The organism is Prolixibacter bellariivorans ATCC BAA-1284, from assembly GCF_000621705.1.
Taxonomy (GTDB): Bacteria; Bacteroidota; Bacteroidia; order Bacteroidales; family Prolixibacteraceae; genus Prolixibacter; species Prolixibacter bellariivorans.
In genome coordinates, this window is record NZ_JHXO01000012.1 from 175,269 (window position 1) to 189,703 (window position 14,435).

The window sequence follows — 14,435 nt, forward strand, 5'->3', positions numbered from 1 at the left end:
AGCTTTTAAAGAAAGTTAAACTTCGCCGTTAGCCGGGAAGCGGGAGCAAAACCTTCCGGGAAAGAAATCGACTTTACCTTCGGTTCCTTTCTTTACGACAAAGTTCACGAAGAAGGCTCAAAGTGCACGCAGCCATTGGCGCCCTTTGTGGTTTCTTTGAGCGCTTTGTGGTTTCAATTCTATTACATCAATTAACCTTCGGATGAATGATGACCAGTATGGGATTATCGTCCTCTTTCACCTTCGACATTTGTTTCAACCAAGCCGGCGACGGTGCATCCTTTCCGGTCTGGCCTTCCACCTGTTCCTTCTCCAACTCTGGCTTCAGTTCAAACGGATTGACCACGGCCATGAGGCAATCATGCGAACTGTAGAGCACATTCAGGTTTCGCTTGCCTACTAAATCATCATAAATGTAAGGCGTATCATATCTTTTAATCGTATTATCTGCCCGGTTGTAGATGTATATTGTATTCAGTATCTTCTCCGTGGTCCATCCTTTTTGAAACAGGAACAGGTAATCGGGCGTCTCTACCATTTTAATTTTTTGGTAAGGAGCCGCCGCCTTCATCCACGCCTTATGATCAAAGCCAAAGCGCTCGAAACGATACTTCTCAGGTAAAATCTTATCCCCCATATTCAGTACATAACCCACTTTTTTTCTCCCTTTCGAAATATCCCAGATGGTATCGCTCATGTAATCAGTGAACAAAAGCCGGCGTTCGCTTCCGTTTTGAAGAGAGTAATCGTACATGTTTCTATATATGGTTGGCGGAGTACTGACCGGCGCATTGTGATTAATGATTAACTGATTGATTTTACTTAGATTTTTGTCCAATACATCCAACTTTCCTCTTGCCAAATCGGCATAACTCACAAACTCACCATCGGGAGTCATGTCAAACCAACTCATACGAAAATGACCGGGTAAGAGCTTCTCTCCAACAAAATCTCCGTTGAGCAGATATTTAATGATGGTCTGTTTATTCGTCGGAGATATGTAGATGGTATCGCCCCTGGCAACAGAATTGCAAACATAGTTGTATTCTCCCGGCCCATTTCCTTTTTGTCCGATTTGCCGGATAAATTTCCCGGATTGGGAATACAAAAGTAATTTATCATTGCAATCCAGGAGAATTTTATCTCCAATAAGCTGAATCTGGAATATTTTTCTGATTAATGACTGAGGCGTCGTTTCCAGGGGAATGTACAAAACCGTATCGGCAAAAGAAGATACCGCTAAAATGTCCTCTCCTTTTTCGGGAAGATCAATGTGATCTGTTTTTGCAGGCTTTTCGACTCTTGAGTTATTTGTCTTTTCCGTCTTCTGACTTGAAGAGCCGCATCCCCACAGAAGAACAGATGCAGCAAGGATAAAGAATTTGAAGTATGTATACATGTTCGTTCGGTTAAGTGATTTATCTATTCCGCCACAATCAAAAACGGATTCTCATTCATATCTATTTGAACCTGTTTATCACCAATCGTGATTGTTTTGGTGGTTTTCAAATAAATGATTTTGCGTAGGTTTCACCACCAAATTAGTCGGTTCCTCCTTCTTCTGACAACCATTCAATAATAATGCCGGTAAAAGTATAAATAGAACAGACAGACAGATTTATCAGGAATAATCATTGAGAACATATCTTCCGCAGCTTTCCGAATATAGCTTTTCCTATCCATTTCCCCAAATTTACATCTCATCAGACAGTTGATAAGTCAGTTATCACCTTATCCGATTTTTCCGTTTAACGAAAAATTTGATGCGTTCACCACATAAAATCGACCGTTCACCACTAATTTGGGCTAAAAGAGATTTGTTGATAAAAATTTAGCTATCGAAGTTCATTTGTACTTCGAACTTCTTCCGGTTCGTTAATTTTGGTGAAGATACATGTGACAGACAGATGCCTGACTGAATACAGATAAGTTTTCCGCTAGCAGGTCACATCAATAGGCATAAGGTTATTTGGTTTTCCTGAATTTTAATAACAACTGGCCACCGCTCCACAGTGATAATTCATTGCCGGTTACATCATACTGACCGATTTCCTGAAGAATAGCCAGAAATTCTTCCTCTTCGTCCAACACAGGGCAAGCTTTTTTAGTGGCAACAACGCCTACAATCTTCATGTATGCCTCATCGAGTATCAACTGGCCCCGAAACTGGTTGCAACCGGCAAATCCGGCTACCTGGTTTTCCTTCACTTTGAATTCGATGGTTGGATGTTTTTCCGGGAAAAGTTCGTCAACTGCTTCTCCATCCATCTCCGTCAGCTCCCAGGTTGCCTCTAGAGCTTTTTCGTTTTGTCCGGCTTTCGTTGCTTCCGGCAGTGACTTTCCGTTGTCTTTTTGTTGCGCCTTTACAGAATTCATTTCGCCGGTACCGAAAATAAGAAAACAGAAGAGCAGTATCAGCGAAAGCGGTGTCGTGTGTGTCTTCATACGAGATGTTTTTCCTGTTAGCATTTGTTGTGTCTGGTAATTCCCAACGGAGAATCACCCCTTCAAGTTACGAAATAATGGGTGCTTTTCTGTCTGTTTGTAAGCAGGAAACAGATCGGACTGAAGACAATAGACAGTAGTCATTTCAGGTTACAAGTTTGGCTGCGCCGTTTCTGTTGTTACTGTAGTTACTGTCGTTCGGCTTCACATAGATGTACTCTCTTTGCGTTTCCGGGTTGCGTTACTGAGGATAACTTTACACCTGGAGTTTTTTTTCCGTTAGTACCGTCGCCATATTGCAGAATCAGGATATTTTGCGGATTTTTAGCGACCATTATAAGTATGATATGAAACCGATTGAGTACGCACTTGTCTCTGCAGCCATACTGGTTGGCGCTGTATTGTTTTCTAAGATTGTCAGGATGCTGATAACGCGTTCGTTTAAACGGGCCGCCAAACGTATCCAACTCGATCCGACGAACTACAACTTCCTAAAGAACGGAATTAGCTTCCTAATCTTTCTGTTGGCAGTTATCGGTATCTTCTATATTATCCCTGGGTTACGCGCTTTAGGAAGTACGATGCTGGCCGGTGCCGGTATATTTGCCGCTGCCATGGGTTTTGCCTCACAACAGGCATTCTCCAATATCGTGAGCGGCATTTTTATTGTCATTTTCCGGCCGTTCGGAGTCGGCGATTTTATCAAACTCAGCGACACTTACTACGGCACTGTCGAAGACATTACACTACGTCATACCGTTATCCGGAATCCGGAGAACCGGCGTGTGATTATTCCCAATTCGGTTATCAGTTCCGAAACGATTCTGAATTCGAGCATTGCCGATGCCAAAATATGTTCGCAAGTGGAATTTGATATCGCTTATCATTCGAACATTGATGACGCCATGTCACTGATTCGTGAGGAAGCGTTGAAACATCCCAACCTTTTTGATAACCGCACGGACGAAGAGAAAGAAGCCGGTGAACCGGTTGTCCGAATCAGAGTAATCGAACTCGGAAACTGGTACGTGCGTCTGCGGGCTTACCTGTGGGCCGAAGACAACGGAAAAGCCTTTGCGATGAAATGTGATATGCTGAAAAGCGTAAAAGAGCGCTTCGACCAGGAAGGCATCGAAATTCCGTATCCATACCAAAACCTGATTCATCACAACCCTCAACAAGAACTGAACGCGTGACACGCGGTTTCAGGTTGGGCTTGAGCTTACTGTAGTTACCATCGTTCCTATTGTTTCTGTTATTTGACTTCGATGAATCGTTCCGCTTTATGTTCATTATTGTTCATTTTTCATTGATTTTAATTTCCATAAAAAAAAGCCGCTGCAATGGCAACGGCTTCATGTATATCTAAAAAATTCTTCTTTTTACACTTGTTCGAACAATTCCTGCAGTTGTTCCTTCACCATTTTCGGATCGGGGTCAACCGGGAAAATCAAATCCGGCTTCATTAACTGAATTTCATTCTCCTTCTGGAATTTGCGGATACCTCCACCGGTCACGTTGAGCATGATGACGGCATCTTTCTCTACCTTGCCGGCCTCGACAGCCTGAATTAACGAAGCAGCAGCTACAGCAGCAGCGGGCTCTAAATCGATTCCTTCGTTCAGTTCGAATAAGGTACTGGCTAAATCAGCTTCTTCATTCGTCACCGCTAATACTTCGCCGCCGGCATCCATCATCGCATCGTACAGTCCACCGGATATTCCGTAAGGAGGCTTCCGGTTTGATAATACTTTCGCATCGATTGCTTCCACCTGTTTCCGGGCTACGGCATCGTCCATCGGTAACATCTTCCGGGAACCAGCCTCCCATGCATCTTTTATCGGGGTAAACGGCTCGTTCTGCGAAACCATCAGTTTCATCTTATTGGAACCAAACCGGCCGTCTTCAATGAAACGCAGGTTGGCTTCCCACGCGGCAATTGCTCCGGTTCCGCTACCGACTGCCTGAAAATAGTAGTTCGGTATTTCTCCAATAGTAGTTACAGCTGAAAGGACGGTCGTTCCCATACCATCGCGACGAGCGACATTCTTTGCTCCTCCTTCCGGGAAGAAAATGTCCATTTCGCAGGCAATGTTCGAGAGATGAATCGCATCGAAATAATCGCCGCCCGATTCAGTTGCAATCAGTCTCACACAAGGATCAATCGGTTCGTTGAACCAAAGTGCCTTCATGTTATCAGCTGGAACGCATAACAACAGCGGGATTTTATTCTCCGAACAAACACGCGCAAAAGCACGGGCGGTATTTCCAGCGGAAGCTACCACCATGGTCTTGTCTTCGTTGTAATTGGTCCGGGCACAAACTGAGTATGCCTCACACTCTTTAAAGCTGCCTGTCAACATCTTCGCACCTTTCTCCGGCCAGTAACCGTTGAAGGTGATATAGAGGTTCTCCAATCCTAATTCGCGCGCAAATCCAGCACTTTTGTATGTTACAGGCGCTCCGGATCCTTCCAGTACCCGGTTGATTGGCAACCAGTCGGCAAATTTGTACAAGCCGGGAAGTTCTTCACGTACACGTAATTGTTTTTGCGCATATATTGCCCTAATAAGGGATGGAGTTTCATTTTCAGGACAGCTCAATTCCCAGTTACCATCATTAAACCGGGTGCCACAACACATCGATTCAAGATAATACTCTGTTTTGGTAAAGTTGGCCATAGGAATATCTCATTTATGGGGCAAAAATAAGTTTTTTTTCCAAAGGGCGTCTCCTTTTCAGGCCGTCGTTTGTAATCCGGAATGCTTCCAACCATACTGCCAGTACATTATAGGCGTCTTTCTTTTCGTTTTGTTTTGTAACATACGGTCGACTTTTAAAACTGTTTTTTAAGACATCAGGGTTGCTCAACTGACACGGTTTCACCCGCTTTTCTTAATGAAAATCGCGAGATCAGCGGGCCGACAATTTTATGAATGATGGTCGCGCCCATAATCGTTCCCAGTAAGGTTTTCGCAAAGGGGTCAAATTCCGGCGTTGCATGAAACGCCAATGATGAGAATAATATAAGCTCCCTCGGAAACAATCTTTAAATGATGGGCCAGAAAATTAAAAATCCACCCAAACAGAACTCCTACGCCCACACTGAAAATAATTTCTGTCAACGATGTCAGCAATCCGGTTCCAAAACCGGCCGATGCGTCTCCCAGCATAGAAGAAGCCATATTGATGGCAACCGAAATTCGGCTTCCATCAATATTAAGATGATTATGGCGATTTGAAAATTTCTTACACAACAATCCTTGGATTCTGGAGCAGATCGAAATTCGGATAAAAAAATCCATTACACCTGACAAATCCCCTGTTATGCCGATTTTGGAATTTGTAACTTCCTTGCAAATAAAAAGAGCATTACCATGAGAATTGATCACATTGCTTATCGTGTTCGCGACCGCTTTGAAACAGCACGATTCTTTACGGAAGGATTCGGTTACAAAATCGACCCGGAATTACCAGATGGATTTGAAATTAAGTTTGATGACGGCTCTACGGCCAAATGCCTGGTGTTGTTGCCACCCGAAAAACTCGAAAACGGCATTCCGTGGGATATTCCGGGAGTCAACGGATTAGAATATCATATGGCGCCCGAAATCTTCATCTCAGACGGACAAAATCACTCGGTTGTAGAAGAATGGGTAGCATCGAAGAATGGCGGCGTTGGCGGAGTGCATCACGTTGCTTACCAGGTCGAATCGGTGGAAGCTAAAATGAAAGAATTCAAAGAGAAAGGCCTGATGGAATTTACCACCGAGGAACCTATCCGGTGCGAAGGTCTGACCCAGGTTTTCACCAAACCGACACCTTTTACCGGAATCATTTACGAGTTCATCGAACGGGAAAAACACGGATTCTGTCAGGACAGTGTGAAATTCCTGATGGAAAGTACCCGTGATTTGAAATAAGTTTTCCTTCCGGGAAGCCGGAAAAAAGAAAGGGGCCTCAACAGCCCCTTTTCCTTTATGGTAATTCTTTCAATTCAATATTCTTCCAACGCACTTTGATTCCACCTCCTGCATGAATCTGCAAAGCAATGGAACCATTGGCTTTCCCGATTTTCTCATCCGTCAGTTCCACCATCTTCTTTCCGTTCAACCAGGTTTCCACTTTCGGGCCCACCACGCGTAAACGTAAGGTGTTCCACTCTCCCATCTTCAGGATATCCTCCTTCTCATCCGGAATCTGCACCAGCCATCCGCGACCATACGACTCGTATATTCCACCGGTATCGTGTCCCGGAGGAGCGACCTCGCACTGCCAGCCGGTTATCTTTGTTCCTTCGATGGTCGACCGGAAAAAGACGCCGCTGTTGCCGTTGCTCTCCTGCAAAAACTGGAGTGTCAAATCGAAGTTCTTGTAATACTTATCAGTGGCGAGGTAACCGTATTCCTTATCGGGACCACTTTCACACACCAGTTCCCCGTTGTCGACATACCACTTTTCGGTACCGTAAACCGTCCACCCGGTCAGGTCTTTCCCGTTAAAAAGGGAGATGGTTTTGGGTGGCGACATAAATCCGCTGAACAACGCTACCGCTGCCAGCAATATTCCTATTTTCTTCATCGTATTTTGTTTAGTCAGGTTAGCCGATTAGAGTTCACGGATTTTGATGTTCCGGAACCAGATGTAACTACCATGATCCTGCAACGAAATATGGCCTACTTTCGCCATCCCGTAATCCGGAAAGTCTTTCCACTTTCCTTCGTTCTTGCGTTTGTTCCAGTCATCGGTCCAACGCTCAAACTCCACCACTTTCTCTCCGTTCAGCCATTGCTCCACATGGTTGCCGTTCACAATAATACGAGCGGTATTGAATGCCGGGCAACCGACCATCTGCAGTTTCTTCTTCGACTTATCGGCTGTGTACATTCCGTAATTGGCACCGGTTAGCTGCCACTCTTCCACCTTTTCCGGGAAACCGACATCGTCGAGCAACTGATATTCAGGCCCAGTGTAATAAACCGCACCGTACTTCGGATCATCGATAACGCCGTACAGAATTCCGCTGTTACCTCCATGCGAAATCCTCCATTCCAGTTTCAGCTCGAAGTTTTCGTATTGCTTGTCGGTAATGATGTCGCCACCAATATCGCCGCCTTTTCCCAATGACATCAGGGCACCATCGCGAACCACCCAACCTTTGGTCATGTCGTTGCCATTGAAACCCTTCCAGCCATTTAACGTTTTGCCATCGAACAGTAATTGCCAACCATCAGCTTTCTCCTGATCGGTTAGTGTGTTCAGCGCTTCCATCTCATGTTTAGAAAGGCAATCAGATGCACAACCGGCTTGACCGGCACAGGAAGTTTCCTCTACCTCAACTGCTTCAGTTTTCGTTTGCTTCTTTTGATTTGACTGGCATCCGGCGAAGATAAGGCCGACACCAAAGGCGATCAGAACAAGTGATTTTTTCATAGAAATAATAGGTTTGATTAGTTTATGCATTTGCTGTATGCTAAAACGGGGAGAAAGAGTCTGTCATGTCCTTCACCCCGCCAGCTGTTCGAAAGCTACTAATTTTTTATCAGCTGAAAAATACTTTTCAAAAGCCCTTGGTCATTGCTCCATAAAAAGAGCCTCCTTAATTTTCCGGATACGCCCTAAAGCATAATCCACATTGGGATTATCTGAATCGCCCATGCGTTTAAGGTATTCGCGGTAATACCCCAAGGCAATGGTTTTGTTGTTATTGAACTCTTCGTAAGTGGTGGCAATATCGAATAAAACCTGTGTGCGTGTAGAGTCATATTCAAGCGCCTTCTGATAACAATCAATCGCATCCTGAAACCGCCGGTCGCGGCCATACACATCGGCCAGATGATGATAGAAATCGGCCATGTAGCCAGGGGTAGCCAGTTTGATGGCTGCTTCGATGAAATGGGCACTCTCTTTATATTCGGCCTTTCGTTTCAAACACAACCCGATGTAAAAGGCAACCATGTCGTCAGTCTGAACTTTTTGGTAGCAAGACTGGAGAAGCTGTAATGCCTGCTCCTCTTTTCGTTCGAAAAACAAACTGATGCCATAGTATTTCTTCACGACATAGGAAGAATCGACGGGCAGAACATCGTGATAGTAACGGGCGGATTGCTGGTAATTCTGTCCCAGGAAATTCAGTTCCCCGGCTTTCTTCATCAGCTGAATATTGCCGGGAAAATGTTCGAGGCCTGTTTTCAACAGTTGAAGAGCCACAATATCCAGATCCATCTGATGTTGAATATTCACCAAATTTAATAGCGATGACAAATCGTTTGGGTAATGTTCCACAATCCAGTTGTAATTCACCACAGCTTCCGCACGTTGATCGGTGCGATAGCAAGCCAAAGCATACTGACGACGGTAAAACAGATTAGTCGAATCGCGCTTTACCAATTGGCCGAATAAGTTTCGTGCTTTTCCATCCCTATCCAACTGCAAATACAATTTTCCCAGGCTGGCTTTCGCTTCCGCATTATCGGGTTCTATCCTGACCAAATCTTCATACGTTTCGGCGGCAGCCGGAAGATTGCCTAAAGCGGCAAATACCTCTCCTTTTAGAGGCAGCACTTGCTTCTTATTGTTTACCTTCTCTAATACTTGCAAAGCATCCCGGTAACGGTTTTCGGTCATGTAAGCCTTGGCGAGAACCAGTGCGGACGCTTCACTTAGCTTCCCGGATTGAAATTCGGGTTCCAACCGGGAAACGACCGCTTCTGTTTTTCCTTGAAAGAGCAAATAAGCCGGCTCCTCATTTTGTCCCGCAACGGGTAAGTAAAAAGCAAGAAAAAGAATAAGAGACAAAACGGTTTGTTTCACGTATCTTTTCATATACAGCAAGTTAATGAAAAAAGAGATGCCGTTGACTTACAAATCATTCCGGCATCTCTTCCTGTTCAACTATCTTCAACGTAAGTGAATTCGCGATACCACTACCTTAAATTCAGGTATGGAATGCCCGGCGATTCACTGTAATACAAAATTGATCGGCACGGTGAACCTAACATTCACCGGCTGTCCTCTTTGCATTCCCGGCTTCCACTGGGGTAGGTTTTCCACAACCCGTAATGCCTCTGCATCCAACGCAGGAGAAATACCACGTGCAATTGTAGCACCACCGACTTCACCGGTTTTGCTCACAACGAAATTCACATATACTTTACCTTGTATACCGTGTTCCTGTGCATACTTGGGATATTTGATATTAGCAGCAATATATTTTCTAAGTGCCAGATCTCCACCAGGATATTCAGGCATATCCTCACAGATAAAGAAAACAGGCTCTCCATTATATGTAGTGTTATCATCTTTACTCGCCTTCTTCTCTTTGCTAACGACCACCACTTCATCAACATTTTTTCCGTCTGTTTTTTGTGCCAGCTCTTTATTCTCATAATCTTTAGTGAAGATCTGAATAACACCGTTCTTCACTTTATCTTCGCCATAGGTTTCAGCTAAAGAAGACAGTTGTGTTCCTTTTTTTAAGACATTAACCTTAGCTATCTTATTTGGCTCCAGGTTGTCCATATCCGATTTGGTTACGACCTGATTATCGATAAGGATGAGTGGCTGCTCACCTATGCTGGCCGACTTAACAGCAACTTGCTTATTGTTTGTTTCAGGCGTTTTTTCACACGCAAAAACCACGACCAGCAACAACATGGTCATTAATCCAATCAGGTATTTATATCCGGCCCAACGGGGCGATTTTATTTTTGAAATCATCTTCATTCTACTTTTAAGTAAGGAATAATTGAAGTTGTTGGCAACCTGAAGCTGAATGCCGGTCACCTGCTCAATCAGCATGGCTTTGTAACGTACAGGCGAAATGCCTTTGTTAACCACCAGCGCATCGGCCAGAAATTCGTGGTTTTCTCTTACCGCACGGCGCAGATACCAGATGAATGGGTTGAACCATTGCACCAGAACGACCAGTTCGAGTAATAAAACATCGATGGAATGCCGTTGCCGGATATGTACCATCTCATGTTTCAGGATATGATTGCTTTCCTCGATTCCAAATTGGAAATTGCGGCCAACAAACAGCCAGCGAAAAAAGGAAAAAGCAGAGCTATCGAATCCCAGGCGGACAATGGTCAGTCCTCTGAATTTGCGCTTTTCACCACTGCGAACCAGCAAGACCATCTGGCCCAGCTTCCAGGTAAAACGCAGTGCGAAAAAGAGTATTCCACTAAAATATATCAGACCGATGAGAGGCAATGAAAGAAATGTTCCGGATGCATTGGCACCGGCTCCACCGTACACCTCGACAACTTCGAGGACGCGCGGTCCGCTGGCAATCAGTCCCAGATTGGACGATGCAGAATTCAGGAACACCGGAATATGAAGCAAGGGAAGTACACCGGAAAAAACAGCTGATACGATAAGGTACACACGGTTTAACCGGAAAAATGTCTCTTTGCGAAGAAAGAAGAGGTACACCAGAGTCAGCAAACCTAAGCTGATTCCCGATTCCGTAATGAAGTTTATATACGTGTTCATATAGTTAAAGTCAGTTGTCAATCTTTACTAATTCACGATTTCGTTTCATCGCTGCTATCTATCTCGCGCCGGACTTCCTCCAGCAAGTCATTCAGGTCATGAACATCCAGTTTGTCCTCGCGGGCAAAAAATGATACCATCTCTTTGAATGAACCATCGAAGTAATTCCGCATAAAACGCTTTCCAAATGAACGGGTGTACTCCTTTTTGCTGACGATGGGAAAATACTGGTGCGATTTGCCGTATGCCTTATGATCGACAAAGCCTTTTTTCTCCAATATCCTGACGATGGTGGAAACCGTATTATAGGCTGGTTTCGGCTCCGGCATTTCGTCGATAATGTCACGCACAAACGCTCTGTCCATATCCCACAGTAGTTGCATCACCTGTTCTTCTGCTCTTGTCAGTTCTTTCATTGTTAATAGACTATATATTCAATAACACTTATTCCTTCGGCTAAAGGTACCGAAGTCGTTATTTATTTCAAACTATTTTTTTAGTTAATACAGGTAAAAAAATCAGGGCGGCTTGCCCCATTTCAATTCGTTTTTCATCTTATTCAGTTTTTCGATTATTCTTCAATCTATTTCCTGCGCATGGAAATCTATACACAATGATAAAACTAATCTTTTAGTTTTCCAACTAAGCAATTAGTTTTCTTGTGAAGAAAACAACATTTGGAGAGAAATTGGTGCGAAGGAAATAATTTGGCTTATCCTTCCGTTATGACAATATCCTCTCCTACTTCCTCACTGATTTTTTAAACTATAGAAGAAAACGAAAAGACCTGATTTGAATGAAAATCCGGCGAAGATCACTGGTTGGTGTTCGCCAGCGATCGTTCGTTGGAATATCGTTAAAAACTTGTTAACAAACTGTTGATAACCTACGTTTTTTACACCACTAATATTGACTATTACCCTGCATTTCTGTAAGTTTAGGTTAATTCCTCTAAACCAAATTAATTCTCATGGAGATTCAGGATTATCAACAATCAGATTACGTCCTGCGTGATTTGTACGGCACGGCAAGATGGGGCGTTTTCCTGTCGATTATCGGTTTTGCATTTACAGGTATCTATCTGGCGGTGGCCATTTATTCGATCCGCTTTATTCAGGTACCACTAAATTTCCCCGCGCTAATTCATACCTATGCCGCCGAATTCAAAGGAGCTTTTTTGTTGATTCCCGGGTTGGTTTACTTTATTCCCAATTTCTTTTTCTACAAACTTTCCCGTTCCACACTGAACGCTTTAAGCGGCGAAGAAATTGGTTTATTGCCGAACGAGATAATGCTCCACCGCCGCACGATTGAGCAGATGGGTACACTGATGATTGTTGCCCTGGCATTTATTTCGGTCGTGATTATCCGGTTGTTATTAAGTAGCTCTATTTAAACAAAGTCAGAGTAACCGAAAATCATCGGCATCATTCCCTACCGGGAATTTTACCCTGAAGTTTTCGAGACGCTCCATCGATAAAGTTTCTGTAACGACCTCTTCCCTGTTTTCCAATCGGGACATTACTTCTCCACGTGGATTCACGACTAACGAATCGCCACAGTAGTCGATTTCATTGCCATCTGAACCAATCCGGTTGACGCCCGCCACATAAATCTGATTTTCAATCGCACGCGCCTTCAGTAATGTTTGCCATACCTGCGTACGCGATGCCGGCCAATTGGCTACGTAAAGCGCTAAATCGGTGTCTTTCCGATTACGCGACCAAACAGGAAAACGTACGTCATAACAGATATACAGGGCGATACGCCATCCTCTGAAATTGACGATTACCCGCTCCTTTCCCGGTTCAAAAACGCCTATCTCTCCTTCGATGAAAAACAAGTGTCTCTTATCGTAGCTGGTGTAACTTCCATCGGGTTGAACAAACAGCAAACGATTGTAACGACCTCCTTCATCTTCAATAATCACACTTCCGCAAACAGCGGCATTCAGCTCCGCAGCCTTTGCTTTCATCCATTCCATGGTTTTCCCCTTCATCGGCTCAGCTAAAGCTGAAGCACTCATGGTAAAACCGGTGGTAAACATCTCCGGGAGAACAATCAAGTCGGTATTCCCACTTATCGAGTTCATCATTTCCGATATGTGCTCCCGGTTTTCCTCAGGCGATTCCCAATAAAGGTTGGGCTGAATCAGCGTAATGCGAAGATCATTTACCTGTTCCATAAGCAATTTTTTAATCCAAATCGTTTCCGGTATTAAACAGTTCCGGATGTTTTCCCTGTACGCCTTTATCCTTGTACCACTGACGCACCCGTTTTAAATCGGCGTTCAGGTCATCGGTTAGTTCAAATTTTTCATTGAAACCTATTTCTTTTTTGCCCCAATCGAAATAGCCTAAATAAACCGGAACATCTGCCAAACGGGCCATCGTGTGAAATCCGCCTTTCCAGCGGGCTGTAGGCTTTCGGGTTCCCTCGGGAGCAATCGCCAAATGAAGGTAATCGCGCGTTTTAAATTCATCCACGACTTGTTTCAAGACATTGGCTCCACGGGTGCGGTCAACCGGAATACCTCCCATCCAACGGACAATGTATCCTACTGGCCAGAAGAAAAATTCCTTCTTTACCATTACATAAGCTTTTCCCCCCACACTGGTATAGTAGAGCCACGAAATAACAAAGTCAAGTGCTGAGGTGTGCGGTGCTCCCAAAATAATACACTTCGATTCCGGAGCTACTCCGCTCATCGCTTTCCATCCCAGGAGACGTAATATAAATGCGGTAAGTTTCTTCATCTTTTTGCTTTAATCTGTCTACGTTGTTTCACGCAAAAATAGTCCTTTTATCTTCTTTGCGAACTTCTATCGAACAATCCAATGTTCTATATTGCCGGCCTTTCCATAACGAGCCAGCAAATCAACAGCCAGCTTCATTGCCTCTTCCGTTTCCTGTAAACCTGAAAAACCAATGATAACCATCAAAAAACGGGTGGTTGCATTGGTAACTGACGTTCGTTCCGAATCGCTGGTCGGACTGCCAAAAGCTGAAATATCATCACGGAAAAGTGGAAGAAATTCGACATTCAGTTCACCACGACCAATGGCCTGATACGGTTCGTTGCTTTTTCCTATTCCCATCCTGACATTGCCTTCGATCTTGTGGGCATCATAACCGCCAATCGAGATTCCTGTTTCCAGGGAAATCAAATTGACCAAATCGACAATGTTGTTGATATGATAAAGCCCTAGTCCGCGCACAACACGCCGTGTCAAGGCTTCCGCCGAAAGGCGGTAACGTGCCGGATCTTTGCCGCAAGCTTTGTAAGCTCTGCGCGAAGCATGAATAGCGCTTTTCTGGCTTATTTTGTTTAATGGAAGATTCTGTTTGATGTTCTCTTCCGTTTCACTCATCCTGTTCAACAGCTCCTCACCCGACGGTTCCACCTTCACCTCACATTCGATGCATGCCAGCACCAATTCAGGTAGACGACTTTTCAAATCATCGGAAATTTCAATATTGGTCATCCCTAATCT

The 14,435-nt window shown here is 44.2% G+C and carries 15 protein-coding genes; 3 read left to right on the forward strand and 12 right to left on the reverse strand.

Features of this window, described 5'->3' with window-relative positions:
* Positions 1-187: 187 nt before the first annotated feature.
* Together T426_RS0117140 and T426_RS25275 are read right to left on the reverse strand one after the other, a co-directional pair.
* Positions 188-1,399, reverse strand: coding sequence for a 6-bladed beta-propeller (locus T426_RS0117140; protein WP_025864924.1), 1,212 nt, complete (start codon positions 1,397-1,399; stop codon positions 188-190).
* Positions 1,400-1,965: 566 nt separating this feature from the next.
* Positions 1,966-2,445 (reverse strand): META domain-containing protein, encoded by a 480-nt coding sequence (locus T426_RS25275; RefSeq protein WP_051538971.1) that lies wholly within the window; start codon positions 2,443-2,445, stop codon positions 1,966-1,968.
* A 347-nt stretch (positions 2,446-2,792) separates the two neighbouring features.
* Here T426_RS25275 and T426_RS0117155 point away from each other — a divergent pair, with 347 nt between their 5' ends.
* Positions 2,793-3,641 carry a mechanosensitive ion channel family protein gene (locus tag T426_RS0117155; protein WP_036984659.1) on the forward strand — a complete coding sequence of 283 codons (849 nt, stop codon included), beginning with the start codon at positions 2,793-2,795 and terminating at the stop codon, positions 3,639-3,641.
* Between the two features lie 186 nt (positions 3,642-3,827).
* Here T426_RS0117155 and T426_RS0117160 read toward each other — a convergent pair whose 3' ends face one another.
* Together T426_RS0117160 and T426_RS0117170 are read right to left on the reverse strand one after the other, a co-directional pair.
* On the reverse strand, positions 3,828-5,126 hold the full coding sequence (locus tag T426_RS0117160; RefSeq protein WP_025864927.1) for a cysteate synthase: 1,299 nt from the start codon (positions 5,124-5,126) through the stop codon (positions 3,828-3,830).
* A 303-nt stretch (positions 5,127-5,429) separates the two neighbouring features.
* On the reverse strand, positions 5,430-5,702 hold the full coding sequence (locus T426_RS0117170) for a hypothetical protein (protein ID WP_148303771.1): 273 nt from the start codon (positions 5,700-5,702) through the stop codon (positions 5,430-5,432).
* A gap of 120 nt (positions 5,703-5,822) precedes the next feature.
* Between T426_RS0117170 and T426_RS25280 the strand changes: the two genes are divergently transcribed.
* Positions 5,823-6,368, forward strand: a complete 546-nt coding sequence (locus T426_RS25280) for a VOC family protein (protein WP_025864929.1) — start codon at positions 5,823-5,825, stop codon at positions 6,366-6,368.
* Between the two features lie 55 nt (positions 6,369-6,423).
* Here the strand turns inward: T426_RS25280 and T426_RS26120 are convergent, their stop codons facing one another.
* The 5 genes from T426_RS26120 to T426_RS0117200 form a co-directional block, all read right to left on the reverse strand.
* Positions 6,424-7,026: a 3-keto-disaccharide hydrolase gene (locus tag T426_RS26120; RefSeq protein ID WP_025864930.1), complete on the reverse strand. Its 603-nt coding sequence runs from the start codon at positions 7,024-7,026 to the stop codon at positions 6,424-6,426.
* A 27-nt stretch (positions 7,027-7,053) separates the two neighbouring features.
* Positions 7,054-7,878, reverse strand: coding sequence for a 3-keto-disaccharide hydrolase (locus T426_RS26125; RefSeq protein WP_025864931.1), 825 nt, complete (start codon positions 7,876-7,878; stop codon positions 7,054-7,056).
* A 141-nt stretch (positions 7,879-8,019) separates the two neighbouring features.
* Entirely contained in the window at positions 8,020-9,270 is a 1,251-nt protein-coding gene (locus T426_RS0117190) for a tetratricopeptide repeat protein (protein ID WP_025864932.1), read from the reverse strand.
* A 135-nt stretch (positions 9,271-9,405) separates the two neighbouring features.
* On the reverse strand, positions 9,406-10,941 hold the full coding sequence (locus tag T426_RS0117195) for a M56 family metallopeptidase (protein ID WP_025864933.1): 1,536 nt from the start codon (positions 10,939-10,941) through the stop codon (positions 9,406-9,408).
* Between the two features lie 32 nt (positions 10,942-10,973).
* Positions 10,974-11,357 carry a BlaI/MecI/CopY family transcriptional regulator gene (locus T426_RS0117200; protein ID WP_025864934.1) on the reverse strand — a complete coding sequence of 128 codons (384 nt, stop codon included), beginning with the start codon at positions 11,355-11,357 and terminating at the stop codon, positions 10,974-10,976.
* A 554-nt stretch (positions 11,358-11,911) separates the two neighbouring features.
* Here T426_RS0117200 and T426_RS0117205 point away from each other — a divergent pair.
* Positions 11,912-12,337, forward strand: coding sequence for a hypothetical protein (locus T426_RS0117205; protein ID WP_027586023.1), 426 nt, complete (start codon positions 11,912-11,914; stop codon positions 12,335-12,337).
* 6 nt (positions 12,338-12,343) lie between these two features.
* Here T426_RS0117205 and T426_RS0117210 read toward each other — a convergent pair whose 3' ends face one another.
* The 3 genes from T426_RS0117210 to T426_RS0117220 form a co-directional block, all read right to left on the reverse strand.
* Positions 12,344-13,126: an amidohydrolase gene (locus tag T426_RS0117210; RefSeq protein WP_025864936.1), complete on the reverse strand. Its 783-nt coding sequence runs from the start codon at positions 13,124-13,126 to the stop codon at positions 12,344-12,346.
* 10 nt (positions 13,127-13,136) lie between these two features.
* Positions 13,137-13,697: a 1-acyl-sn-glycerol-3-phosphate acyltransferase gene (locus T426_RS0117215; RefSeq protein WP_027586024.1), complete on the reverse strand. Its 561-nt coding sequence runs from the start codon at positions 13,695-13,697 to the stop codon at positions 13,137-13,139.
* A 66-nt stretch (positions 13,698-13,763) separates the two neighbouring features.
* Positions 13,764-14,426 (reverse strand): B3/B4 domain-containing protein, encoded by a 663-nt coding sequence (locus T426_RS0117220; protein WP_027586025.1) that lies wholly within the window; start codon positions 14,424-14,426, stop codon positions 13,764-13,766.
* Positions 14,427-14,435: the final 9 nt, after the last annotated feature.